General features: G+C 71.1%; 23 protein-coding genes and 2 tRNA genes. 14 read left to right on the top strand and 11 right to left on the bottom strand.

The genetic code is table 11. The annotated features are described in order from the left end of the window. The first annotated feature begins 33 nt into the window (after positions 1 to 33). Positions 34 to 492: a nuclear transport factor 2 family protein gene (locus tag INP57_RS15015; protein WP_200070849.1), complete on the top strand. Its 459-nt coding sequence runs from the start codon at positions 34 to 36 to the stop codon at positions 490 to 492. Between the two features lie 97 nt (positions 493 to 589). Here INP57_RS15015 and INP57_RS15010 read toward each other — a convergent pair whose 3' ends face one another. After that, the gene (locus INP57_RS15010; protein WP_200070848.1) at positions 590 to 994 is read right to left on the bottom strand and encodes a hypothetical protein; all 405 of its coding nucleotides are present in this window, start codon (positions 992 to 994) and stop codon (positions 590 to 592) included. 208 nt (positions 995 to 1,202) lie between these two features. On the opposite strand from INP57_RS15010, the gene INP57_RS15005 reads away from it, so the two are divergent. From INP57_RS15005 to INP57_RS14990, 4 genes are all read left to right on the top strand, one after another. Continuing rightward, a complete protein-coding gene (locus INP57_RS15005) occupies positions 1,203 to 1,394 on the top strand; it encodes a hypothetical protein (protein WP_200071135.1) in 192 nt (63 codons plus the stop codon). A 76-nt stretch (positions 1,395 to 1,470) separates the two neighbouring features. Then, on the top strand, positions 1,471 to 3,162 hold the full coding sequence (locus INP57_RS15000; RefSeq protein WP_200071134.1) for an AMP-binding protein: 1,692 nt from the start codon (positions 1,471 to 1,473) through the stop codon (positions 3,160 to 3,162). 53 nt (positions 3,163 to 3,215) lie between these two features. Next, entirely contained in the window at positions 3,216 to 3,860 is a 645-nt protein-coding gene (gene orn, locus INP57_RS14995; protein WP_200070847.1) for an oligoribonuclease, read from the top strand. 117 nt (positions 3,861 to 3,977) lie between these two features. Continuing rightward, a tRNA-His gene (locus tag INP57_RS14990) sits at positions 3,978 to 4,053 on the top strand. Positions 4,054 to 4,106: 53 nt separating this feature from the next. Here the strand turns inward: INP57_RS14990 and INP57_RS14985 are convergent. Then, positions 4,107 to 5,249: a L,D-transpeptidase gene (locus INP57_RS14985; RefSeq protein ID WP_307850093.1), complete on the bottom strand. Its 1,143-nt coding sequence runs from the start codon at positions 5,247 to 5,249 to the stop codon at positions 4,107 to 4,109. 349 nt (positions 5,250 to 5,598) lie between these two features. Between INP57_RS14985 and INP57_RS14980 the strand changes: the two genes are divergently transcribed. The 3 genes from INP57_RS14980 (at position 5,599) to INP57_RS14970 (ending at position 7,901) form a co-directional block, all read left to right on the top strand. After that, positions 5,599 to 5,671 (top strand) — tRNA-Lys (locus tag INP57_RS14980). 174 nt (positions 5,672 to 5,845) lie between these two features. Continuing rightward, positions 5,846 to 6,226 carry a VOC family protein gene (locus tag INP57_RS14975; protein ID WP_233627630.1) on the top strand — a complete coding sequence of 127 codons (381 nt, stop codon included), beginning with the start codon at positions 5,846 to 5,848 and terminating at the stop codon, positions 6,224 to 6,226. A 202-nt stretch (positions 6,227 to 6,428) separates the two neighbouring features. Beyond that, positions 6,429 to 7,901 (top strand): aldehyde dehydrogenase family protein, encoded by a 1,473-nt coding sequence (locus INP57_RS14970; RefSeq protein WP_200070845.1) that lies wholly within the window; start codon positions 6,429 to 6,431, stop codon positions 7,899 to 7,901. Positions 7,902 to 7,949: 48 nt separating this feature from the next. On the opposite strand, the gene INP57_RS30200 is transcribed toward INP57_RS14970, so the two are convergent. Then, positions 7,950 to 8,204 (bottom strand): hypothetical protein, encoded by a 255-nt coding sequence (locus tag INP57_RS30200; protein WP_200070844.1) that lies wholly within the window; start codon positions 8,202 to 8,204, stop codon positions 7,950 to 7,952. A 243-nt stretch (positions 8,205 to 8,447) separates the two neighbouring features. On the opposite strand from INP57_RS30200, the gene INP57_RS14960 reads away from it, so the two are divergent. The 4 genes from INP57_RS14960 (at position 8,448) to INP57_RS14945 (ending at position 12,778) form a co-directional block, all read left to right on the top strand. Next, entirely contained in the window at positions 8,448 to 9,782 is a 1,335-nt protein-coding gene (locus INP57_RS14960) for an MFS transporter (protein ID WP_200071132.1), read from the top strand. A gap of 137 nt (positions 9,783 to 9,919) precedes the next feature. Next, on the top strand, positions 9,920 to 10,201 hold the full coding sequence (locus INP57_RS14955) for a metal-sensitive transcriptional regulator (protein ID WP_295148390.1): 282 nt from the start codon (positions 9,920 to 9,922) through the stop codon (positions 10,199 to 10,201). 26 nt (positions 10,202 to 10,227) lie between these two features. Beyond that, on the top strand, positions 10,228 to 10,431 hold the full coding sequence (locus tag INP57_RS14950) for a heavy-metal-associated domain-containing protein (RefSeq protein ID WP_200070842.1): 204 nt from the start codon (positions 10,228 to 10,230) through the stop codon (positions 10,429 to 10,431). A 121-nt stretch (positions 10,432 to 10,552) separates the two neighbouring features. Next, positions 10,553 to 12,778 carry a heavy metal translocating P-type ATPase gene (locus INP57_RS14945; protein ID WP_200070841.1) on the top strand — a complete coding sequence of 742 codons (2,226 nt, stop codon included), beginning with the start codon at positions 10,553 to 10,555 and terminating at the stop codon, positions 12,776 to 12,778. Positions 12,779 to 13,012: 234 nt separating this feature from the next. Here the strand turns inward: INP57_RS14945 and INP57_RS14940 are convergent, their stop codons facing one another. The 8 genes from INP57_RS14940 to INP57_RS14905 all read right to left on the bottom strand — a co-directional run bounded on the left by INP57_RS14940 (position 13,013) and on the right by INP57_RS14905 (position 19,645). Then, positions 13,013 to 14,230 (bottom strand): DUF1015 family protein, encoded by a 1,218-nt coding sequence (locus INP57_RS14940; RefSeq protein WP_200070840.1) that lies wholly within the window; start codon positions 14,228 to 14,230, stop codon positions 13,013 to 13,015. 145 nt (positions 14,231 to 14,375) lie between these two features. Beyond that, positions 14,376 to 14,828: a hypothetical protein gene (locus INP57_RS14935; RefSeq protein WP_200070839.1), complete on the bottom strand. Its 453-nt coding sequence runs from the start codon at positions 14,826 to 14,828 to the stop codon at positions 14,376 to 14,378. Between the two features lie 68 nt (positions 14,829 to 14,896). Further along, complete coding sequence (add, locus tag INP57_RS14930) at positions 14,897 to 15,910, bottom strand: adenosine deaminase (RefSeq protein WP_200070838.1); 1,014 nt, start codon at positions 15,908 to 15,910, stop codon at positions 14,897 to 14,899. Positions 15,911 to 16,010: 100 nt separating this feature from the next. Then, positions 16,011 to 16,244 (bottom strand): hypothetical protein, encoded by a 234-nt coding sequence (locus tag INP57_RS14925; RefSeq protein WP_200070837.1) that lies wholly within the window; start codon positions 16,242 to 16,244, stop codon positions 16,011 to 16,013. Between the two features lie 43 nt (positions 16,245 to 16,287). Then, positions 16,288 to 16,959: a TNT domain-containing protein gene (locus INP57_RS14920; RefSeq protein WP_200070836.1), complete on the bottom strand. Its 672-nt coding sequence runs from the start codon at positions 16,957 to 16,959 to the stop codon at positions 16,288 to 16,290. A gap of 82 nt (positions 16,960 to 17,041) precedes the next feature. Further along, positions 17,042 to 18,208, bottom strand: a complete 1,167-nt coding sequence (locus INP57_RS14915; RefSeq protein WP_200070835.1) for a DUF6923 family protein — start codon at positions 18,206 to 18,208, stop codon at positions 17,042 to 17,044. Next, positions 18,205 to 18,966, bottom strand: a complete 762-nt coding sequence (locus INP57_RS14910) for a bestrophin-like domain (protein WP_200070834.1) — start codon at positions 18,964 to 18,966, stop codon at positions 18,205 to 18,207. The genes INP57_RS14915 and INP57_RS14910 overlap by 4 nt, the downstream gene beginning before the upstream one ends. Positions 18,967 to 19,348: 382 nt before the next feature. After that, entirely contained in the window at positions 19,349 to 19,645 is a 297-nt protein-coding gene (locus INP57_RS14905; protein WP_200070833.1) for a helix-turn-helix domain-containing protein, read from the bottom strand. Positions 19,646 to 20,494: 849 nt separating this feature from the next. On the opposite strand from INP57_RS14905, the gene INP57_RS14900 reads away from it, so the two are divergent. Next, a complete protein-coding gene (locus INP57_RS14900) occupies positions 20,495 to 21,901 on the top strand; it encodes a family 2B encapsulin nanocompartment shell protein (RefSeq protein ID WP_295151208.1) in 1,407 nt (468 codons plus the stop codon). Between the two features lie 268 nt (positions 21,902 to 22,169). Further along, positions 22,170 to 23,576, top strand: a complete 1,407-nt coding sequence (locus INP57_RS14895; protein ID WP_233627629.1) for a family 2B encapsulin nanocompartment shell protein — start codon at positions 22,170 to 22,172, stop codon at positions 23,574 to 23,576. Positions 23,577 to 23,585 lie beyond the last annotated feature (9 nt).

The following is a 23,585-nucleotide window of genomic DNA, read 5'->3' as shown; positions in this document are numbered from 1 at the left end:
GCGCCGAGAGGGCAACGCCGAGAGGAAGGCACCGTGACCGCACGCCCGCCGTTCCCGCCGTTCACCGAGGAGACCGCCCGGCAGAAGGTGCAGGCCGCCGAGGACGCCTGGAACACCCAGGACCCCGAGCAGGTCGCCGCCGCTTACACCGCGGATTCGGTCTGGCGCAATCGCGACCGGTTCATCACCGGGCGGGCCGAGATCGCGGACTTCCTGCGCGAGAAGTGGTCGCGCGAGCTGGAGTACGCGCTGCGCAAGGAACTCTGGGCGTTCCAGGGCGACCGCATCGCCGTGCGGTTCCAGTACGAGTGCCACGACGCCGCGGGCCAGTGGTGGCGCAGCTACGGCAACGAGCTGTGGGAGTTCACCGGAGACGGGTTGATGCGACGGCGCGAGGCCAGCATCAACGACGTGCCGATCAGCCCGGCCGAGCGGCGGATCTTCGGGCCGCGGCCGGCGGCCGAGCACGGCGAGCCGCTGCCGGTCCGCTGAGTGCCCGCTCGGAACCCGAGCTCGGCATGGTTGCCGGTCTTCTTCGAAGCGGCGTGAGCCGCTTTCGCCACCTCGGCAACCGCCCGGGCACTGCGGCTCAGCGGCTCATCCGGTGCCCTATCCACCCGAGCAGCGCCAGCACGGCGGCGAGCAACACCCCGACCAGCGCCAGCGGCAGCGGCGCCAGCGTGCCCGGCGCTATCGCGTTGCCCGCCGACCAGCACAGCACCAGCACGGCGACGAGGCCGAGCAGCACCGCCTGCGCCGTCATCAGCGGCCTGCGCCCGGGCAGCAGGCGCAGATTGCCGCGGGCGGTCGGCGACATCCGGCGCAGCGTGAGCGCCACCGGCAGCGCGACCAGCGCCACGACCAGCACGCCCAGCAGCGAGTCCGATCTGCTCGCGCTGGAGCCGAGGCCGATCAGCAGGCCCAGCACGCCGATCGCGAGCACCGCCAGCACCCGGTGCAGCGTCCGCCACACCAGCCCGTCGTAACCAGTCACGATCAGCAGTCTCCCGCATCACCGCGCACGCCCGAGGGCGGCCGGATCCGGGCACGGCCCGCTATCCGAGGCCGCCGTGCGGCCGATGGTGTGACGCCGCGAGGTTTCCGCGCGATTAATCGGGCGAAGCACCGTCACAACCGTGATTCTGAACCATCACACGCCGTGGAGTGCGCACCCGGACGAGGAGGTCTGCGTGGGAGAGAGCATGGAGTGGCAGGTCAACTGCCGCGACGTGGCTGGGCGGCGGCGCAACATGGCCGTGTTCGTCAACGAAGGCAGTGTGGTGGTGGTGGCTCCGCCTGGGGAGACGGCGGTGCTCGCGCCACTGGAGGCCGGCCGGCTTCGCGCGGCGTTGCGGGAGGCGGTGGTGGCCGCGGCGGCGGTTCCGGAGCGCTGAGCCCTTCCCCTCGCGCTCGCCCCCAGGCATTATCTACTGGCGAGTAGTTAAGGGACTCGAGGAGACGCGCGTGGCGATGTGGCGACGGCCGAAAGAACTGCTCCGCAACCTGGCGGGTGCGCCGGGGGACTCGGCGGCTGGACCGGCGGGTGGCCTCCGGCGAGCCGCGCAGCGCGTCGCCCCCGGCGCGCAGACCTTGTGGCTGCTGATCCGGCAAGGCGTGGTCCGCCCGATGCGCCCGGACAAGCTGTGGCGCATCGTGCGGGCCTGGCGCCGCTGGGGCGTGACCCCGGCGCTGGGCTACGAGGTCGCCGCGATCCGGCACCCCGACCGGCCCGCGGTGATCGACGAGCGCGGCGCGCTGAGCTTCCAGGAGCTGCACCAGCGCACCGCGCGGCTGGCCAACGGGCTGCGCGCCCGCGGCGTCCGGGACACCGGCCGCGTCGCGGTGCTGTGCCGCAACCACCACGGACTGGTGGAGAGCATCGTGGCCTGCGGCAAGATCGGCGTGGACGTGGTGCTGCTGAACACCGGCCTGCGGCCGCAACAGCTGCACGCGGTGCTGGCGGAGCAGCGGGCCGACGTGCTGATCGCCGACACCGAGTTCGTCGAGCAGCTGGAGCCGCCCGAAGACCTGGACGTGGTGCTCGCCTGGACCGAGGGCACCACCCGGCGGCCCACGCTGGAGCACCTCATCGGCAGCTCGCCGTCCACCCGGCTGCCGCGGCGGCCGCGGCACGCGCGGATGATCGTGCTCACCTCCGGCACCACCGGCACGCCGAAGGGCGCCCGCAGGCCCGCGCCGCCCGGCGTCGGCCCGGCCGCGACGATCATGTCCAGGGTGCCGCTGCGCGAGGGCGAGCGGATCCTGGTGGGTGCGCCGATCTTCCACACCTGGGGCCTCGCGGCCTTCCAGCTCGGCTCCGCGATCGGCGCGACGCTGGTGCTGCGCCGCAAGTTCGAGCCGCAGCAGGCGCTCGCGGCGGTGCAGCGGCACCGGTGCACCGCGATGTTCATGGTGCCGGTGATGCTGCAGCGCATCCTGGACCTGCCTGCCGAGTCCCGTGCGCCGTTCGACTGCTCCGCGCTGCGGATCGTCGCGTGCAGCGGATCGGCGCTGCCCGCCGACCTGGCGACCCGGTTCCAGCGGGTGTTCGGGCGGGTGCTCTACAACTTCTACGGCTCCACCGAGGCGTCCTGGGTGAGCATCGCCGACCCGCAAGACCTGGCGGCGTCGCCGGGCACGGCGGGGCGGGCACCGCGCGGCACCACCATCATGATCGTCGGCGAGGACGGTGAACCGGTGCGCCGCGGCGAAACCGGGCGGATCTTCGTCGGCAACGACATGCTGTTCGAGGGCTACACCGGGGGCGGCGGCAAGGAGACCCGGAAAGGGCTGATGTCCACCGGTGACCTCGGCCGCATCGACTCGGCCGGGCGGTTGCAGGTCGTCGGCCGGGAGGACGACATGATCGTCTCGGGCGGGGAGAACGTCTACCCCAAGGAGACCGAGGACGCCCTGGCCACCCTTCCCGAGGTGCACGAGACCGCGGTGATCGGCGTGGACGACGCGGAGTTCGGCCAGCGCCTCGCCGCGTACGTGGTGCTCGCGCCCGGCGCGGACCTGGACGCCGACGCGGTGCGCGACCGGCTCCGCGACGCGCTGCCGAAGTACGCGCTGCCCAGGGACGTCGTGTTCCTGGAAGAGCTGCCGCGCAACGCCACCGGCAAGGTCGTGCCCGCCCAGCTGCGCGAGCGCGGCGAGTGACGCCCGCGCGGTCCGATCCCGCCCGGCGCGGGCGTCGCGTTAGGCTCGCACGGGTGAACGACCGTCTAGTGTGGATCGACTGTGAAATGACCGGGCTCGACCTGGCCTCGGACGCCTTGATCGAGATCGCCGCCCTGGTCACCGATGCCGACCTGAACATCCTCGGCGAGGGTGTGGACATCGTGATCCACGCCCCGGACGAGGTCTTGTCGGCGATGCCCGAAGTGGTGCGGGACATGCACGAGCGCTCCGGGCTCACCGAGGAGGTGCGACGCTCCTCGGTCACCCTCGCCGAAGCCGAGCAGCGCGTGCTGGAGCACATCCGCGAACACGTGCCGGAGAACGTATCGGCGCCGCTGGCGGGCAACTCGATCGCCACCGACCGCGGGTTCATCGCGCGCGACATGCCCGCGCTGGACGCGCACCTGCACTACCGCATGGTGGACGTGTCCTCGGTCAAGGAGTTGTGCAGGCGCTGGTTCCCGCGGATCTACTACGCGCAGCCGGAGAAGGGGCTGGCGCACCGCGCGCTGGCCGACGTGCGGGAGTCGATCCGGGAGCTGGCGTACTACCGGCGCACCGCGTTCGTGCCGCAGCCCGGCCCGAGCAGCGAGCAGGCGCAGACGGTGGCCGCCGAACTGCTCGACGGCGCGGCGGTGGAAGGCGGTACCGAGAAGGCCGTCAAACCGTCCGAGTGAGCCGTTGACCTCGCCCGTCACCCGGGTGCGGAGCCCGGTGGGAAAGCGATCGACACCGCGCGCTAGGATATTCGTGTTGCTCCGGACGGCCGGGTTCACCGGCGCACCGTTGCTGTGGTGGGTGTAGCTCAGTCGGTAGAGCACTGGGTTGTGGTCCCAGGAGTCGCGGGTTCGAATCCCGTCACTCACCCCACGAGGAAGGCCCCGCTCCGAATCGGAGCGGGGCCTTTCGATTGCGCGGCGGGCTCAGCGATTGCCGCTGAGCCATTCGTCCCACGGGACCTGCCAATCCCCGAAACCGTTCGTGGATTTCAGCTCCGGCCCGCCGGAATTGGTGATCTCCACGACGTCGCCCTTCTTGAGCAGGTCGTAGACCGCCTTGGCGTCGGCGTTGCTCATGTTGATGCAGCCGTGGCTGACGTTGCGCTTGCCCTGGTCGGCGACCGACCACGGCGCGGCGTGCAGGAACTCGCCGCTGTTGGAGATCCGCACCGCCCACTTCACCTCGGTCTGGTAGCCGCCCTGGTCGACGGGCAGGCCGTAGGTCGATGAGTCCATCAGCTTGGTCGCGTGGTGCTCGGTGACCACGTGCGTGCCGTCGTTCGACGGGAAGCTGGGCTTGCCCAGCGAGACCGGGATGGTCCGCTGCTCGACACCGTTGACGTTGATCGACATCTGGTGGCTGGCGCCGTCGGCCTTGAGCACCACCGCGTCGCCGATGTGGAAGGTGGCCGTGCGGTTCTCCTCACCCCAGACGCCGTTGCCCAGGTCCTTGCCGTAGACGTCCGCGTCGACGGTGATCTCGGTGCCGGGCTGCCAGTACTCCTTGGGGCGCCAGTGCACCTCGCGGCTGTCGATCCAGTAGAACGCGCCTTCCACGGCGGGTTCGGTCCGGATCCGGATGGCCTGTTCGGCCTTGGCCTTGTCCGGCGCGGGCGCGTCTTCGGAGAAGTAGAAGGCCAGCGGCTGGCCGACGCCGACGGTCTGGCCGTCCAGCGGGTTCATCGAGACGTAGGTCTGATCCGCCGGATCGACCGTGGTGAACGAGGCCTCCTGCGTCACCGGCGCGCCAGCCGCGCCTTGCACGGTGATGGCCGCCTTGTAGGTCTTGCCGTAGCCCAGCGGTTCGGCTGCCGACCAGCTCGCCCCGTCCGGCGCGACGGCCGCTTCGACCCGCTCCCCTTCCGGATTCGTGAGCACCGCGTCGACGATCCGGCCGTGCTGCGCGGTCGCCGTGATCGGCGCGGTCGGCGACACCCCCTGGGCTCCGTTGCCCGGGTCGAACAACACCGTCGGCGGCGGAGGTGGCGCGCTCTGCTGTCCCCCGGCGCCGCCGCTGCACCCGGCGACCAGCACCCCCACGAGGCCGATGAGCACGAGCGACCACACCCGCGACCACCGAGCCCGACCACTCCCGAGGGAGTGAAGCGAGTCATTCATTTGTCACTGTCCGTTCGATTCCGATCCGCCACATCCGCCACAGCACAGTGTGCCTGAGCCCACCGACCTCGTGGAGTGCACCCGGCGTGCACGCTGCGTATATTTCTGCTGATCTTCCACCCCGGTGGACGCACCAGGACGCGGCCGGTTGCTCGCCCGAAGCGGATCAACCGGACACGGTCCGGCAACGGCACCGCCGCCGGACACCCCCTCGGATCTGTGCCCCGCGCGCCGTGCTAGTGTTTCTTTCGTCGCCAGGGAACGAGCGCAAGCGGGAAAATCCCCGGCAGGCAAGCAAGCGCCAATAGCTCAACAGGCAGAGCAACTGACTCTTAATCAGTGGGTTCGGGGTTCGAGTCCCTGTTGGCGCACAGCGATAACCTGGAAGAACGAAAAGCCCGCCCTTCGTGGCGGGCTTTTCGTCGTTTCAGAAGTGGTCTCTTTCTCCCCTCGCCGAAGTGATCCGGGGGTTGTCGATCTCGCGACCCGGGTAACTCGAGCGACGTCCGGGCCCGCCCACCGTTGCCGATCGCGAGGACGCCGAGATGCAGATGTCGAGTATCGCAGTGGTCATGTTCACCGTCTCGGACCAGGACGCGGCACGTGCGTTCTACACCGAGAAGCTGGGTTTCGAGGTGCGTGCCGACACGCCGTTCGGCGAGCACGGCGAGATGCGCTGGCTGGAGGTCGCCCCTCCGGGCTCGACGGCGCGGCTCGCGCTCAATCCGCCGATGGGCGGGCAACCCGGTGGCGGGATGCTCGGAGTGGAGACCGCCGACGTGGTCGGCGAGCACACCCGGTTGCAGGCGTTGGGCGGGATCGACATGGACCCGGAGCCGATGCGCAACCCCGGCGCACCGCTGATGTTCATGCTGCGCGATCCGGACGGCAACAACGTGGTCGTGGTGGAGCAGCCGTCCGCCTGATCCGGCGATCCGCTGCTCGCCGCGTTTCCAGCCGCCGCGCGGTGGCGGGCACCCGCGGATTCCTCGTGGAAGCCCGGAATCGAGCCGTCCGGACCCGGCCGCTAGTCACGTGACAGATTCAGCGGGAACAGGTTTCCTGACACCCTCGGGCGGATGCCGGTCGGCACGGCGCACCGGCGACGAGCTTGGAGAGCGAGGAACTATGGCAGCTGGAGCAGCTGGACAACGCGGACTGCTGATCGGCGGTGCCGACCGCGCCGCCGGGACCGGCCGCACCGAGCAGGACCTCAACCCCTACACCGGCGAGGTGTTCGCCACCGTCGCGGCAGCCGCCCCCGAGGACGTCACCGCGGCCGTCGACGCGGCCGCCGCGGCCTTCCCCGGCTGGGCGGCGACCGACGTGGGCACCCGCCGCAAGATCTTCCTGCGCGCGGCCGACCTGCTGGAGCAGCGCACCGAGGACGCGGTGGCGCTGATGGCCGGCGAAGTCGGTGGCACCCGGCCGTGGGCGATGTTCAACGCGGGGCTGGCCGCCGACGTGCTGCGGGAGGCCGCGGCGGCGATCACCGCGCCGCGCGGGGAAGTGCTGTCCAGCTCCAGCCCCGGCGAGTGGGGGTTCGCGCTGCGCCAGCCCGCCGGAGTGGTCGCCGCGCTGGCACCGTGGAACGCGCCGCTGATCCTCGGCGTGCGCTCCTTCGCGGTGGCGCTGGCAGTGGGCAACACCGCCGTGCTCAAACCCAGCGAGGACGCGCCGCTGACCGCGGGCCTGTTCCTCGCGGAGATCATGCGCGAGGCGGGTCTGCCGGACGGGGTGCTCAACGTGCTCACCAACGCCCGCGACGACGCGGCGCAGGTGGTCGAGACGCTGATCGCCGATCGGCGGGTGCGCCGGGTCAACTTCACCGGCTCGACGAACGTCGGCCGCAGCGTCGGAATCAAAGCCGCGGAGAACCTCAAACCGGCCCTGCTGGAGCTGGGCGGGAAGAACTCGATCCTGGTGCTCGACGACGCCGACCTGGACTACGCGGTCGACGCGGTCACCTTCGGCGCGTTCATGAACGCCGGGCAGATCTGCATGTCCGCGGACCGCGTGCTGCTGCCGCGCGCGCTGGAGCAGGAGTTCTCCCGGCGGTTCGCGGCCAAGGTGGCCGAACTGCCCTGCGGCGACCCCGGAAAGCCGGACACCGTGATCGGGCCGGTGATCGGCGAACGCTCCGCCCAGCGGGTGGCCGCGCTCGTCGACGACGCGGTGGCGCAGGGCGCCGTGCTGCACACCGGCGGCGGGCGCCCGGACGGCGCGGTGTACCGGCCGACCGTGCTCAGCGGCGTGACTCCCGAGCAGCGGATCCACTCCGAGGAGATCTTCGGCCCGGTCACCACCGTGCACGGCTACGACGACGTGGACTCCGCGATCGAGGTCATGAACGACACGCCGTACGGGTTGACCGCCGGGGTGATCACCGAGGACACCCGCCGCGGCTGGGCCATCGCGCAGCGGGTGCGGACCGGGATCTTCCACATCAACGACCAGTCCGTGGGCGACGAGCCGCAGGCCCCGTTCGGCGGGGTGAAGGACTCGGGCTACGGGCGGTTCGGCGGGCGCGACGGCATCGACGCGTTCACCGACACGCGTTGGGTCACCTTCCGCGAACAGCACGCGCAGTATCCGTTCTGAGCGGAGGAGAACTCGCCGGGCCGGGCGAGTTCCTCCGCCCCGACTGCGTTACCGGTCGGACTCCCGTTCCGGGTTGATCGGGCTGTCCGGGTTGATCGGGCTGTCCGGGGGCTCGGGCGGCTCCGGGCGGTCCGGGTCCGGGATGTCCGGCGGGTCGGGAGCGCTCGGCCGGTCCGGGACCTCCGGGGGCTCCGGGATCTGCGGGGGTTCCGGGCTCTGCGCGGGCTCCGGGCTCTCCGGCCGTGGCACCTCGGGCCGGTCCGGTTCTGCGGGTTCGTCCCGCCGGTCAGCGGAGAACGTCACCGCTGCGCCTCCTCTCGTTCGCCGGTCGTGGGCCACCACCGGACTACCCGGCAACCGGCGCGGAGAAATCCGGTGCTCGCCGGTACCCCCGCGGGGTTCCCGAACCGAAGCCGCGAGCAGGCGCGGAACACGGTTCCGAACCTCCTCGTGCCGCTATAAGGTGCCCCGGCGGGTAGATCGACTCCCGGCACGGGCGTGAAGGAGCAGAACGTGACGACTCCCGAGCCGACGATCGCGGCGCGCATGGACCGCCTGCCGCTGATCGGGATGCACCGCAAAGCCACCGTCGCGGTGGGGCTCGGGCTGTTCTTCGACATGTACGAGATCTTCCTGACGCCGGTGCTCAGCGTCGCGCTGACGCAGGAGTTCCACCTGAGCAAGGCCGAGCTGCCGCTGGTGCTGGCCTCGACGTTCCTCGGGATGTTCGTGGGCACGCTGGTGCTCGGGCGGCTCGCCGACCGGATCGGGCGGCGCCGGGCGTTCCTGGTGAGCCTGGCGATCTACTCGCTGTTCTCGCTGCTCGGCGCGTTCAGCACCGGGCCGTTCATGCTGGCCGCGACCAGGTTCGTCGCAGGCATCGGGATCGGTGCGGAACCGCCGCTGGCGGATGCCTACCTCAGCGACCTGCTGCCCGCCAAGCGCCGCGGCCGGTTCATCGCCTGGGCCTACACGCTGTCGTTCCTGGGCGTGCCCGCGGCCGGGTTCCTGGCGCACTGGCTCGAGCCGCTGAGCCCGCTCGGCATCGCGGGCTGGCGCTGGATGTTCGCGATCGGCGCGCTCGGCGCGGTCGTGGTGTTCCTGCTGCGTCGCGGGTTGCCGGAGTCGCCGCGCTGGCTGGCCACCAGCGGCCGCGCCGAACAGGCCGACGCGCTGGTCACCGACTTCGAGCGGGAGGCCCGAGCCGCCGGGGCGGCGCTGCCGGAGCCGGACCCTGCCGAGCCGGATCGTGCGGTCACCGCCCCGTCCAGCGGGTTGCGCGACCTGGTCGCCGCACCGTACGGCAAGCGCACCGCGATGATGGCGGTCTTCCAGGTGCTGCAGACGGTGGGCTACTACGGCTTCGGCACGATGGTGCCGATGGTGCTGGCCGCGAAGGGCTACCAGGTCACCGACTCGCTGCTGTTCAGCGCGCTGACGTTCGTCGGCTACCCGGTGGGCTCGGCGCTGTCGCTGCCGTTCGTCGAGCGGGTGGAGCGCAAGCACCTGGTGATGGGCTCGGCGATGGCGATGGTCGTGCTGGGGCTCGGGTTCGGGCTGGCCGGTTCGACCGCGCTGATCCTGCTGCTCGGGTTCGGCTACACCGCGGCCAGCAACGTGTTCTCCAACGCCTTCCACATCTACCAGGCGGAGATCTTCCCGACGCACATCCGCGCGACCGCGGCGTCCTGGACGTATTCGCTGTCCCGGCTGACCACCGGCGCGATGCCGTTCGTGCTGGTTCCGCTGCTGCAGGCGCAGGGCGCCGGGGTGCTGTTCGCGGTCGTGGCCGCGGCGATGATCGCTGTGACGCTGGACATCGGCCTGTTCGGCCCGCGCGCCACCGGCCGTCCCCTGGAGACCGTCAACACCGCGTCCTGACCGGAGTGAACGGCCTGTTCGTCCCAATAGATTGGACGAACGGTCCGTTCGCTCCGAAATCTTGGCGCGTTGACACCCTTACCCCCTAGGGGTATATGTGTGGCGAAGGCTCCGCATCGGACTGCGAGGAGGAAGCGGTGCACGGTTACACGCCGGACAAAGAGGCGTACGCGAAGCGACTGCGCCGCATCGAGGGACAGGTGCGGGGCCTCGCCAGGATGATCGAGGACGACGAGTACTGCATCGACGTGCTCACCCAGGTCAGCGCGACCACCAAGGCCCTGCAATCGGTGGCGCTCGGACTGCTCGACGAGCACCTGCGCCACTGCGTGGCAGAGGCGCTGACCGAGGGCGGCGACGCCGCCGACGAGAAGGTGCGGGAAGCCGGCGACGCGATCGCCCGGCTCGTGCGCTCCTGAACCGCCGACTCCGCGAAAGGACCCCGATGACCGAGTTGACCTACACCGTGACCGGCATGACCTGCGAGCACTGCGCGCGTTCGGTGACCGAGGAGCTCAGCGAGCTCGCCGGCGTCTCCGACGTCGCGGTCGACGTGCAGACCGGCGCGGTGACGGTGACCAGCGCGCAGCCGCTCGCCGACGCGGACGTGCGCGGCGCCGTGGAAGAAGCGGGCTACGCGCTGGCTTGAGCCCGCGCTCGGACACCGCGGCCCGATCGGCGGCGCCGGTCCTGCTCGACCGGCGCCGGTTCCGACCGGAGGGGAACTCGTCCGGCACCGCACGCAGCAGGCGAAGAATCGGGAGATCGCGATGAGCACCGCACCGGCAGGGCAGTCGATCGAGTTGGCCATCGGCGGCATGACCTGCGCTTCGTGCGCGAACCGGGTGGAGCGCAAGCTCGGCAAGCTGGACGGGGTGACCGCCGCGGTCAACTACGCCACCGAGAAGGCGACCGTGACCTTCCCGGACGGCGTCGCGCCGCAACAGCTGGTCGAACAGGTCGAGGCCGCAGGCTACACCGCGCAGCTGCCGGACTCCGGCGGCGCGGGCGAGTCCGAACAGGACGACGGCACCCGCGCGCTGCGCGACCGGTTGATCACCGCACTGGTGCTGTCCGTGCCGGTGATCGTGCTCGCGATGGTTCCGGCGCTGCAATTCACCTACTGGCAGTGGATTTCCCTCGCGCTCGCCGCCCCGGTGGTGATCTCCGGCGGTGCGCCGTTCCACCGCGCGGCGTGGACGAACCTGCGCCACGGCGCGGTCACGATGGACACGCTGGTGTCGATGGGCACGCTGGCGGCGTTCCTGTGGTCGATCTACGCGCTGGTGTTCGGCAGCGCCGGAATGCCCGGCATGACGCACGGATTCGAGTTCGGCGTGCGGCCCGCCGACGGCGCCGGCTCGATCTACCTCGAAGTGGCCGCCGGGGTGACCACGTTCATCCTCGCCGGGCGGTACTTCGAAGCCCGCTCCAAGCGCCGCGCCGGTGCCGCGCTGCGGGCGCTGCTGGAACTCGGCGCGAAGGACGTCGCGGTGTTGCGCGACGGGCGCGAACAGCGCATCCCGACCGAGCAGCTCGCCACCGGGGACCTGTTCGTGGTGCGGCCCGGCGAGAAGATCGCCACCGACGGCACCGTCGAGGAGGGCGGTTCGGCGGTGGACGCCAGCATGCTCACCGGCGAGTCCGCACCGGTCGAAGTCGGCGTCGGCGATTCCGTCGCGGGCGCAACGGTGAACTCGGGCGGGCGGCTGGTGGTGCGCGCGACCCGGGTGGGCTCGGACACCCAGCTCGCGCAGATGGCGCGCCTGGTGGAGGCCGCGCAGGCGGGCAAGGCCGCGGTGCAGCGGCTCGCCGACCGGATCTCGGCGGTCTTCGTGCCGATCGTGATCGCGCTCGCGGTGCTCACCCTGGCCGGGTGGCTGATCGCCGGTGGCGGGGCGAGCGCCGCGTTCACCGCCGCGGTCGCGGTGCTGATCATCGCTTGCCCGTGCGCGCTGGGCCTGGCCACGCCGACCGCGCTGCTCGTCGGCACCGGCCGCGGCGCCCAGCTCGGCGTGCTGATCAAGGGGCCGGAGGTGCTGGAGTCGACCCGGCGCATCGACACCGTCGTGCTGGACAAGACCGGCACCGTCACCAGCGGGCGGATGTCGCTGGTGGGCGTGCACGTCGCGGACTCCGACGAGCGGACCGCGCTGCGGCTGGCCGGAGCCGCCGAACACGGCTCCGAACACCCCGTCGCGCGGGCGATCGCGCAAGGTGCGGCCGACCGGGTCGGCGCGTTGCCTGCCGCGAACGCCTTCCGCAACGTCGAAGGGCTCGGCGTCGAGTCCGAAGTGGACGGATACGAGGTCCGGGTCGGACGGCCCGCGCTGGTGGACGCGGAACTGCCGGAGCCGCTGCGGACCGCTCGGCTCGAAGCGCAGCGGCGCGGCCGCACGGCGGTGGTGGTCGCCTGGGACGGTGCCGTCCGGGCCGTGCTGGAGGTCGCCGACACCGTCAAACCGACCTCGGCGGACGCGATCCGGCGGCTGCGCGAACTCGGCCTCTCCCCCGTGCTGCTGACCGGGGACAACGAAACCGTGGCCCGCGCGGTGGCCGCCGAGGTGGGCATCGACGAGGTGATCTCCGAGGTGCTGCCTGCGGACAAGGCGGCCGTGATCAGCCGCTTGCAGGGCGAGGGCCGCGCGGTGGCGATGGTCGGGGACGGCATCAACGACGCCGCCGCGCTCGCGCAAGCCGACCTCGGCCTGGCCATGGGAACCGGGACGGATGTGGCGATCGAAGCCTCCGACCTGACGCTGGTGCGCGGTGATCTGCGCGCGGCGGTGGACGCGATCCGGTTGTCGCGGCGCACGCTGGGGACCATCAAGCAGAACCTGTTCTGGGCGTTCGCCTACAACGTGGCGGCGCTGCCGATGGCGGCGGCCGGTCTGCTGAACCCGATGATCGCCGGGGCCGCGATGGGCTTGTCCAGCGCGTTCGTCGTCGCCAACAGCCTTCGCCTGCGCCGCTTCCGCAGCGACATCCCGGCCTGACTCCGCGCAGCGCTCTCCGAGCGAACTCAGATCCGAGCCCAGCCGTATCCGGTGACGTACGGGCGTGTCGGCACACCGCACCACGCACCGGGCGCTTCGAGTGAACCGACCCTCGACCAACCTGGCCGGGCGAGCGGTCCGCTCACTCAGGATGATCCGTGGTGATCGGGTGCGGATCGGGCGTGTCGGCACCGCGCGGTGCACCACCGACGACCGTCCACGTTGGACCAGCGATCACTGCGGCAGGTGCGGGTCCGTCTGGAGCTGTGGATCGGGCGCACTCCGCGGTGCGGGCAGGTCGCGCAGCACCAGCCCGGGATGCGGGTTCGGGCCGAAGGCGGTCGCCTGCACGGGCAGCCGGCAGCCCGTCGCCGCCGCCGAGTGCAGATCCTGCACGCTCGGCGGGAACGCGAGCATCGCGAGGCCGCCCCGATCCGCCACCTCCCGCACCGCGCGGGTCGCACTGGACTCGTGGCGCACCGCCAGGTCCGGCCCCGGCGGCAGCGAGTCGAGGAACGCCTGCACGACCGTGATGTGCATCTTGCGCAGCGGCTCCGCGAACCGCGCGCACGGACCGCGCTCCAAGAACGCCGGATCCGGGCTGTCCAGCAGGAACGCCCGGTCCCGCGTGGCCACGACGAACGCCGGGCCGCGATAGGCGTGCGCGCGCAGCACGTCCAGCCATTCCTCCAGCGGCCCGTTCAACGCGGTGATGCGGAAGCACTTCTGCGCCTCCGCCAACACCTTCCACGGGTCGGCGAACGGCAGCACCCGGTGCACCGGCCGCAGCCGCAGCGGGCTGCGCTTGGTGTCCACCAGCAGCGCGGGCAGGTAGTCCCACGGCCCGCGGCCGTGCCCGGCGGCGTGCACGTCCCGCCGATACCGGCGCGCGGCGACGTGCCGGTGGTGCCCATCGGCGATCAACGCGGCGCGCTCGTGCAGCGCGCCCATCAGTTCCGAGCAGGAATCCCGCGCTGCCATCCGCCACACCCGGTGCTCCTGGCCGTCCGGGGTGAACAGCTCGGTCAGCGGCGGCTGCCGGGTCGCCGCGTCCAGTTGCGCCGCGACGTGGTCGGTGCCGGTGTAGCCCAGCAGTATCGGCGGCAGGCTCATCCCGCCTGCGCGCATCAGCTCCGCCATGTTCTCCGCGTGCGGCGGCAGGACGTCCTCGTGCGGCAGCAGCCTGCTGTCCAGATGCACCGCGGAGATCACGCCGCGCTGCACCCCGAGCGGGCCGGTCTGCTCGTAGACGTACATCGCGGGCCGCGATTCCCGCGCCAGCACCCGCAGTCGTTTCCACTCGTCCAGCAGCCGCAGCGAGTCCGCGATGTGGCCGCCCGACCGGTCCCACGGGGTGGCGTGCCGGTCGGCGAGGCCGCGCAGCCGTTCCGGCGCGAGCACCCATGCGCGGAACGGGCGGATGTCCACTCCGACGCGAACCGATCTCGTCACCCCCGCAGTATCAACCCGGCCGCGGTGCGGCCCGAGAGGTGGGCGGTCTCCCGCGCCTTTTTGGGCGCTATGCGGGGATCGGGCTCCGGAGCACGGTGCGTGGGAGTGCCGCTGACCGGCTCCGCTACGTGCCGATCGGGAGCTCTCAGCGCGGCGGTGCGGTGGCGAGCGCGGTTTCGAGGTCGGTGAGCGCCTTGTTCACCGCTTGCAGGCTCGCGGTGCAACGCTGCTCGGTGTCCGGGGAGGGTGGCAGGCAACCCTGCCCCTGCAGCTGTTGCACCCGCTGCTGCAAGACCTGCGCGGGGCCGGTGATCGCCGGTGGGTTCTCAGTGGACTCGGTGGCGCTGAGCGCGATGTTGCGGACCTGGGTCAGGTAGCGGTCGCAGCGCTGCGTCCCGTGCGTCGTGGCCTCGCGGAAGCACAGGTCGTGCTTGATGAAACCGACCTTGGTGGCGATGTCCTGCCGCGACTGGCTGGGCGCGTAGTGCTGCACGCCCGGGTCGGTGTCGGCGCAGCCGAGCAGCGGCAGGACGAGTCCGGCGAGCAGCATTGCGCCCGTAGCGGCGCGGGCCGTCTTCTTGCGGATCGTCGTGCTCATCGGTGCCTTCCCACTGGGGCTCTCCCTGCGGGCACGGTACTCCGCGAGCGGCGGTGCGGGCCGACCGTTCACGGGCCATCGGCGTGCGCGGCGAGTACGTCGTCGATCTCCCCGAGGATCCGCGCCTTCCCCGGCTCGTCCAGGAACGAGGCGGTGACCGCGTTGCGCGCCAGGTCGGCCACCTCCGCGCGGTCCAGCTCCAGGCTCTCCGCCACGACCCGGTACTCGCGGTTGAGGTCGGTGCCGAACATCGGCGGATCGTCGGTGTTCAACGTCACCAGCACGCCGTTGTCCCGCAGCTGCCGGACGGGATGCGCGCCGATCGCCGCGATCTGCCGGGTTCGCAGGTTCGACGTCGGGCACAGCTCCAGCGGGACCTGCTCGGCCGCCAAGTGCTCGATGAGCGCGTGATCTCGCACCGCGCTGATGCCGTGCCCGATTCGTTCCGCGCCGAGTTCGCGCAGCGCCGTCCAGATCGACTCGGGGCCGGTCGTCTCGCCCGCGTGCGGGACGCTGCGCAGCCCCGCGGCACGAGCGGCCGCGAAAGCGCCGGTGAACCGCGCACGGTCCACTTCGATGCCGCCCAGCCCGAGGCTGACCAGCCCTTCCGGCCGGTTCACCAACCCGAACCGCACGGTGTCCATGCCGTCACCGACCGCCGGATGACCGCCCGGGATATCGAAGCACCACGCCAGTTCCACACCCTGCTCGCGCGCGGCCGCGCGGCCCTCGGTGAGCCCGGTGAGCATCTCGTCGTCGGTGAGCCAGGCGAACAGGTGGCTGAACACCGTCACGGTCACCTCCGCGTAGCGGACGCGCTGCGCAGCGAGGTCGGTGGCCAGCCCGGTCACCAGCCGCGTCACGTCCGCGGAAGTGCGCACCAGCGAGTTCACCGCCACGTACACGCGGATGAAGTGCTCGAAGTCCCGGAACCGGTAGAACTCGGCGAGTTCCCGCCTGGTGGTCGGCACCCCGGCGTCCGGGTGCCGGGACGCGAGGTCCAGCACGGTCTCGAACGATGCCGAACCGACCAAGTGCACGTGCAGCTCGACCTTGGGCAGCGCTGCGATGAACTCGTCCACACCGACCTCCCGCAGGCGAACGTACCGAGCCGGAACAGGCGTCCGCCGTCCACCAGGCCGGCTGCCCGAGGTGATCGGCACGCCGGGCGGGTGCGGCGCGTCAGGGCTCGGCCAGGCGCAGCAGGTGGGCGCAGGCGGCCGCTTCGTCCGGGAACGAGGCCACCACGTGCCAACTGCCGCGTTCGCAAACACCGGTGTCCCAACCGTTCCCCGCCCGGCGCAGGAACAGGAACTCCGGGGACGGGGGCTGCGGCTGGTGCACGCCCTCGATCCACATCTCGGCGTCGGCGACTCCGCGGTGGCGCAGGACGCTCAGCAGTTCTTCGCGGTCCACGTCGATTCCTCCCGGTGCGGCCACGGTGACCGCAGGCCCCGGATCAGCCTGCTGGTTCGAGGTAGCCGTGCGCCACCAGCCACCGAACGTTCAACCGCTGCCCCTGCCCGGGATCGAGGAACGCGGGATCGAGCAGGATCTGCTGCCCGCCGCCGCGCTGCGCGAACCACGGTGCGATCTCGCCCTGCCACGCGGTGAAGTCCCGCGCCACCTCGTATTCGTGGTAACCGCACGGGAATCGCGGTTCGCGGGTGAGCAGGCTCTGCGGCGGCAGCGAACGTTCGGCGTAGTGATCGCCCGCCGGGGCCAGGAACGAGCCGAACTCGGAGCCGAAGCGGTCCAGGTCCGTACCGGCCCGCAACACCTGCGGGTGCTTGCGGGCAGCTCCGTCCGGGCCGACGGCGAAACCGTCCTGCGGCGGGTAGCGCCAGCTGTCCGCGCCCGGATCCCAATACCGGTCGAGGAAGTCCTCGGTGCTGAGCTCACCGGTCCGCGAGTAACCGGCCAGCAGCGGCCCGACCGGGCGCTGCCGAGCCGCAGGCAGGTTCTCCGGCCCCAGCCGCTCGTCGCCCTGGTGGACTCCCGTGCACGGTTCCGGCTCCGCGTGCGCCGGAAGCGCAGGCAGCATGCCTGCCGAGAGCACCATGAACAGCGCGAGCAGCAGGCGGACGCCGCGGGCGCGCAGCACACCCGGCGAGCCGGGAATTCCGATCATCGAAGTCCGCTTCCTGGTCGTCGGGACGGCGGCTGCGCGATCGCGGCCGGCCGCATCGGGTGATTCCTGCCGGATCGGTTGCTCAGCGGCGGCCGACCGAGCGTGCTGCTGCGCCGCCGCCGAGTATCAGCAGCAGCGTCGTGAGGCCCCAGCGGCGCTTCTCTTCGGTGGGGGTCGGCTGTTCGTCGTCGGATTCCTCCGGGGGGAACATCACGGGACGGTCGCGGCCGGAGTCCGGGGGTGGCGAGGGCGGTTCCGGAGCGGGCGGCTCGGGCGCGGGCTGCGCGGCCTCGGGGGGTTCCGGAGCGGGCGGCGCTGGTGCGGGTGGCTGCGGTGCGGGCGGCTCCGGCGGGGGTGGGTCCGGTGGGGGCGGCTCCGGCGGCGCGGGTTCGGGCGGTGCGGGATCGGGTGGTGGCGGGCCGGGTTCGCCGACGCAGCCTGCGGAGTCCGAACTCAGCACCACCGGACCGCTGGCCAGCTCGCGAACCTCCCCGTCCCGATCCACGCGGTAAAGCCTGCTCGCCCCGTCCACGTCGTGCGCCAACGCGAACAGCGAACGATCCGGCCCGATGCTCACCGAGCCGTAAACCGTCTCGCCAGGCAAGCGGGCACCCGGTACGACGTTCACGTCCCCGGTGCCCGGGTCGATGCGCACCACCCGCGCCGGACCCGGCAGCAGCGAGGAAACGCCGTAGAGATCACCGTCCACCGGATCAGCGGCGAAGTCGTGCATCCCGACCGCCAGCGCCGGGTCGTGCAGCGCGGTGGCTTCGGTGATGTCGAGGTACGACGGGCTGTCCGGGTCGATGTCCACCACGTACAGGAAGTTCAGCGCCCCGAGGTACCAGCGGTCGCCGACGACTTCGCCCGCGGTGGCCCGCAACACCGCCCACGGCACCCTGCCCGCGTCGGTGACCGTTCCGTCCGGCGAGATCGTCACTGCACGCCTGCCGGGTGGCGCACCGTCCGGGTGGTCGTGCGCGAAGTCGCCCGCCATCCCGTACGCCACGCCCTGCGACGAGGAGAAGCCCAGCGCGTCCACGACCTCGTCCAGCTCCGCGACCTGCGTCGGCTCCCCGCTGCCCGGGTCCACGCGCTCCACAGTGGACGAAAACGGGTCCGCTGTGGTCTGCGTGCGCAGAATGCCGCACTTGCCGGGGGAATCCGCCGCCGTGAGGACCGGAACGGACACCGCCACCGCCGCGAAGGCCGCGGAAGCTCCCGCCAGCCTGCGCGCCGCCGGACTCACGTCAGCCGCCCCATCGCCCACTCCAGCGCGTCCGGCTGGATCGCGGAGGTTCCGTTGAACGGGTTCTGCAGCTGGTAGATCGCGAACAGCAGCAACGTCAACGCACCGGCCAATGTGGACATGAGCACGACCTGCGGCCACAACTTGGTGCCACCGAACAGGTTCGGCAGCAGCACCGTCACGACGGTGCCGATGATGAGCACGAACCAGACCACCTCGGCGACCTGGTTGTCCTCGACCGCGGCCAGTCGCGCCTGGCGCTCGTGGTAGACCTCCCAGAGTCGGCTGAACGCCTCGGTCTTGCGGTCCTCCTGCCACTCCCCGACCGGTTCGGACGCGGCGATGGCGCCGCGGATCGCGTCGAGCTGCTGCCAGCCCGGCCCGGTGACGTCCTGCCCGGCGCGCAGCTGCGGCCACTCGTAGTCCACGACGTTGCGGGCGTAGCTGTCGCCCAGGCTGCGCACCTCGGCACCCGTCTGACCGGGCAGCGAGTCCGCCGCCCAAGATGCGGCGACCAGGCCCTCGGCCTCGGCGTCGAGCCCGTCGCCGGTGGTGGAAACGGCGTCGAACAGCGAGATCAGCACGAATCCGACGATCACCGCGTGCAGCCCGCTGACGATGACGAAGACCTGGCCGGTGGCCTCGTTGTTGTCCGGCCGCCCTTCGTCCAGGCCGAATCGCCGCACGGCCCAGGCGAGCAAGGCACCGACCGCGGCCGCTCCGACGACCCACAGGGCCCCGGCGAGGTAGATCTGCATCGCATTCCTTTCCGACCGCCGATGCGCGCGAACGGGCGCGCGGAAACACCGAAAACGCGCACGGCCGTTCGCGCCGTATTTCCCGCGAGCATTACCGCGGGAGCCGAGCCGTCGGCACTCGATCCACCCGTCGACGCGCGGGGATTCATCTCAGGTGCGAACGGCCGATCGACAAGCTAGCCAGCACGGCGGATCCCGCACAAGAGCGCCACCGTCGGGTTCATCCGACCGAATAACCATCGATCACCGCTTCGGAGCAGTACCACCTCCCATTCACCACGAAACGAATTCGAGTGATCACCATCACTATCGATTGATCGCCCTTCGGCGCTTGGCCGTGCCGACCGGAAAAGGTATCGCGCGCACGGTCCTCCGGAAACGCTCATCCGGAACCGGACCGCCCGGACTCGCCGGTTCCGGCCGCACCACCGGGATCCGCGGAAGAGCTCGCCGGCGGCACCCGTTCCGGCTGCGGAATGAGCAGTTCCCCGACTTCGCAGCCGAGCACCGCGCACAGCACGTCCAAATCGTCCAGCTTCACGCTGCTGGGCTGCCCGGACCACAGCGCGGACATCTTGCCCGCGGAGACGACCAGTCCCCGCTCGGCCAGCCTGCGCTGCAGTTCGCCCGCTTTCCAGATACCGCGATTGGCCGCCGCCAGCCGCAGATTCCACCGCATCGTGGCCGTCCTCCTCCGACCCAGTAGGCGCCGCCCGCACGCGACGCCATCGCGAAACATCCCACGCTGATCGCACGCCGCTACCAACAGTCCCCGCGACAACCCGCACGTCCGAGCCGATTTCGAGAAACCTGAGATTTTGTCGGTGAGACGCGTTTTCCCCGCGCAGAACGCTACTGCAGCGATGCGCCGCGACAGCAACCGGCTCCGCCGGGCGGCAGCGCGCTCCCGATCCCCCGGTCAGAGCAGGAGCGCGCATTCACCGAATGCAATTCGGCCGAGAAACCGGACCCGTTAATCGTAGCGGCGCGCGGCGCAGAGCTCGAAGCCCAGGAATTCGTTCCACCAACAACTACTTCATGTGATGCAACAGGCCGATCGAGTGATCGTCGGGGAAATCGGTCGCGGAACGATCGAGGCCCATCGCTTAGCTCCTTCGGGTGACTATACGGGCCCATCCGGCGGTGCTAGCGTCTGCACCGCCAAGCAACTGATCGAGAGAACTCGACCCGGCCGGAATCGTCGGCTCGAATGCCGACCGCGCGCCGGAATCACCGCTGGAAAAGCACAAGCGCGACCGAACAACGCGAACGATCCGTGCAATTGACGGGCGTGCGGGCAATGCTGCCCGGCGCCGGATTCGGCACGGGCCGGTGCGGGTGCGCACAACCCCTCGATGCGCGCGCCCGGAAAACCATCCCGGGACGTGGTCCCGGCACCGGCTCGCGCCCGGTGGCCGGCGGTTCGCCGGCTCGGCCGGTGAGCTCCTGGCCGACGACCGCGGGAATCCGGGATCCCGTCCCGAAGACCAGGCAACAACCTCGTAGCGAAGATTGGGTGGTGTACCTCGTGACCGTGGCGGATACGGGTGTCGATGAGAACGAGCGGCCGCAGCTGAGCCTGGGCACCGCAGCGGCGCGGAACCTGGCGACCACGACGAAGACCCCGCCGCAGATGCAGGGCGTCACCTCGCGGTGGCTGCTGAAGATGCTGCCCTGGACGCAGGCCGCAGGCGGCACCTACCGGGTCAACCGCCGGCTCACCTACACCCTCGGCGACGGCCGGATCACCTGCACCAACACCGGCAGCGAAGTCCGCGTCATCCCGCAGGAGCTGCGCGAACTGCCGCTGCTGCGCGGGTTCGACGACGAGTCGGCGCTGGGCGCGCTCGCGGACCGCTTCGTGCAGCAGGAGTTCGGCCCCGGCGACGTGATCGTCGAGTCCGGGCAGCCGGTGGACCAGGTGTTCCTGCTCGCGCACGGCAAGGCCAACAAGATCGGCCGCGGGGAGTACGGCGACGACACCGTGCTCGGCGTGATGGCCAGCGGGGAGTACTTCGGCGCGGAGGCGCTGGCCTCCGCGGACGGCTCGTGGAAGCACACCGTCAAGGCCGTGACCGGCTGCACCGTGCTCACCCTGCGGCACCAGAGCCTGCAGGAGATGAACGCGGCGGAGTCGCTGCGCACGCACATCCAGCAGGCGCTGAGCGACCGGCCGAAGCCGCAGAACGAGCACGGCGAGGCCGAGATCGACATCAGCTCCGGGCACGTCGGCGAGACCGAACTCGCCGGCACCTACGTGGATTACGAGCTCTCGCCGCGGGAGTACGAGCTCAGCGTCGCGCAGACGGTGCTGCGGGTGCACAGCCGCGTCGCAGACCTCTACAACCAGCCGATGAACCAGACCGAGCAGCAGCTGCGGCTGACCATCGAGGCGCTGCGCGAGCGCCAGGAGCAGGAGCTGATCAACAACCGCGACTTCGGGCTGCTGCACAACGCCGACCTCGCGCAGCGCATCCACACCCGCACCGGCCCGCCCACGCCCGACGACATGGACGAGCTGCTGTCCACGGTGTGGAAGGAACCCAGCTTCTTCCTGGCGCACCCGCGCGCGATCGCGGCGTTCGGCCGCGAGTGCAGCCACCGCGGCCTGTACCCGCAGAACGTGGAGTTCGGCGGGCACCACTTCCCGGCGTGGCGCGGTGTGCCGCTGCTGCCCTGCAACAAGATCGGCGTGTCCGAGACGCGGTCGAGCTCGATCATGCTGCTGCGCGCGGGCGAGCAGAACCAGGGCGTGGTGGGCCTGCACCAGACCGGCATCCCGGACGAGTACCAGCCGGGCCTGTCGGTGCGGTTCATGGGGATCAACGAGAGCGCGGTGATCTCCTACCTGGTCAGCACCTACTACTCGGCGGCGGTGCTGACCCCGGACGCGCTCGGCGTGCTGGAGAACGTCGAGGTCGGACGCGACGGCTGAAACCCGGGCGGCCGGGGCCACCGGCCTCGGCCGCGGGCCCCGGCCGATATCTATCCACTGTGGACTGGTACAGCGATGTCCACTGTGGCCGGTGGTCGGCGGGAAGCGGCATCCGGAGTGAACGGCCGCTTCGCCCCAATAGTTCGGGCGAACGGTGCGGTCACTCGTTGCGAACACGCAGCCGCTCCCAGCACCGGAGCGACCGGCACCGCTACCCGACCACCTACGCAACATGATCCAGAACAGGCTCGGAACCGACGGGAGCCGCATGACCCGCGAGATCGACACCGCAGACCGGCAGCAGACCGACCGCCCGGCGCTGAGCCTGGGCACCGCCGCGGCGCGGAACCTGGCGACCACCACCAAGACTCCGCCGCAGATGCAGGGCATCAGTTCCCGCTGGCTGCTGCGCAAGCTGCCGTGGGTGGAGGCCACCGCGGGCACGTACCGGGTGAACCGGCGGTTGACCTACACGCTCGGCGACGGGCGCATCACCTTCGTCAACACCGGCGCGCACGTGCAGGTCGTGCCGCAGGAGCTGCGGGAACTGCCCGCGCTGCGCGGATTCGACGACTCCGGCGCGCTCGGCGCGCTGGCCGACCGGTTCACCCAGCACGAGTACGCCGCGGGCGACGTGATCGCCGAGGCGGGCCAGCCGATCGACCGGCTGCTGCTGGTCGCGCACGGCAAGGTGCACAAGCTCGCCCGCGGCCAGTACGGCGACGACGCGGTGCTCGGCATGATCGCCGACGGCGACCACATCGGCGACGAGGTGCTGACCGGCGAGGACGGCAACTGGCGGTGCGATCTCAAAGCCGTCACCGCGTGCACGGTGCTGGCGCTGCGTTCCCCGGTGCTGCAGGAGATCCGCGACCGCACGGATTCGCTGCGGGCACATCTGGAGCAGGTCGGGTCGCGGCCGCGCAAGGCGCAGAACAAGCACGGCGAGGCCGAGATCGGCATCAACTCGGGGCATTCCGGGGAACAGCTGCTCGGCGGCACCTTCGTCGACTACGAGACCGCGCCGCGCGAGTACGAACTGGCCGTCGCGCAAAGCATCCTGCGGGTGCACACGCGGGTCACCGACCTCTACAGCACGCCGATGGACCAGACCGAGCAGCAGCTGCGGCTGACCATCCAGGCGCTGCGCGAACGGCAGGAGAACGACCTGGTCAACAGCCGCGATTTCGGACTGCTGCACAACGCCGACCTCTCGCAGCGGATCCACACCCGCACCGGCCCGCCCGCGCCGGACGACCTGGACGAGCTGCTGTCCCGGCGGCGCGGGACGAAGCTGTTCGCCGCGCATCCCAAGGCGATCGCGGCGTTCGGCCGCGAGTGCAACAAGCGCGGCGTGGTGCCGGACACCGTCGAAACCGACGGCGCGCGGTTGACCGGCTGGCGCGGAGTTCCGCTGCTGCCGTGCAACAAGATTCCGATCGACGAGTCCGGGAGCACCTCGATCCTTGCGATGCGCACCGGCGCCGAGGACAGCGGCGTGATCGGTCTGCACCAGACCGGCATCCCGGACGAGCTCGAGCCGGGCCTGAACGCGCGGTTCATGAACCTCGACGAGCACGCGGTGAGCTCCTACCTGGTCAGCACCTACTACTCGGCGGCGGTGCTGGTGCCGGACGCGCTCGGGGTGCTCGAACACGTCGAGACCACGCGGTGAAGGGACTTC

The sequence above is a fragment of the Saccharopolyspora galaxeae genome (assembly GCF_016526145.1).
GTDB classification, from domain to species: Bacteria; Actinomycetota; Actinomycetes; order Mycobacteriales; family Pseudonocardiaceae; genus Saccharopolyspora_C; species Saccharopolyspora_C galaxeae.
The sequence above is the reverse complement of the archived record's forward strand: the minus strand, read 5'-3'. Positions and strand labels throughout refer to the sequence as shown.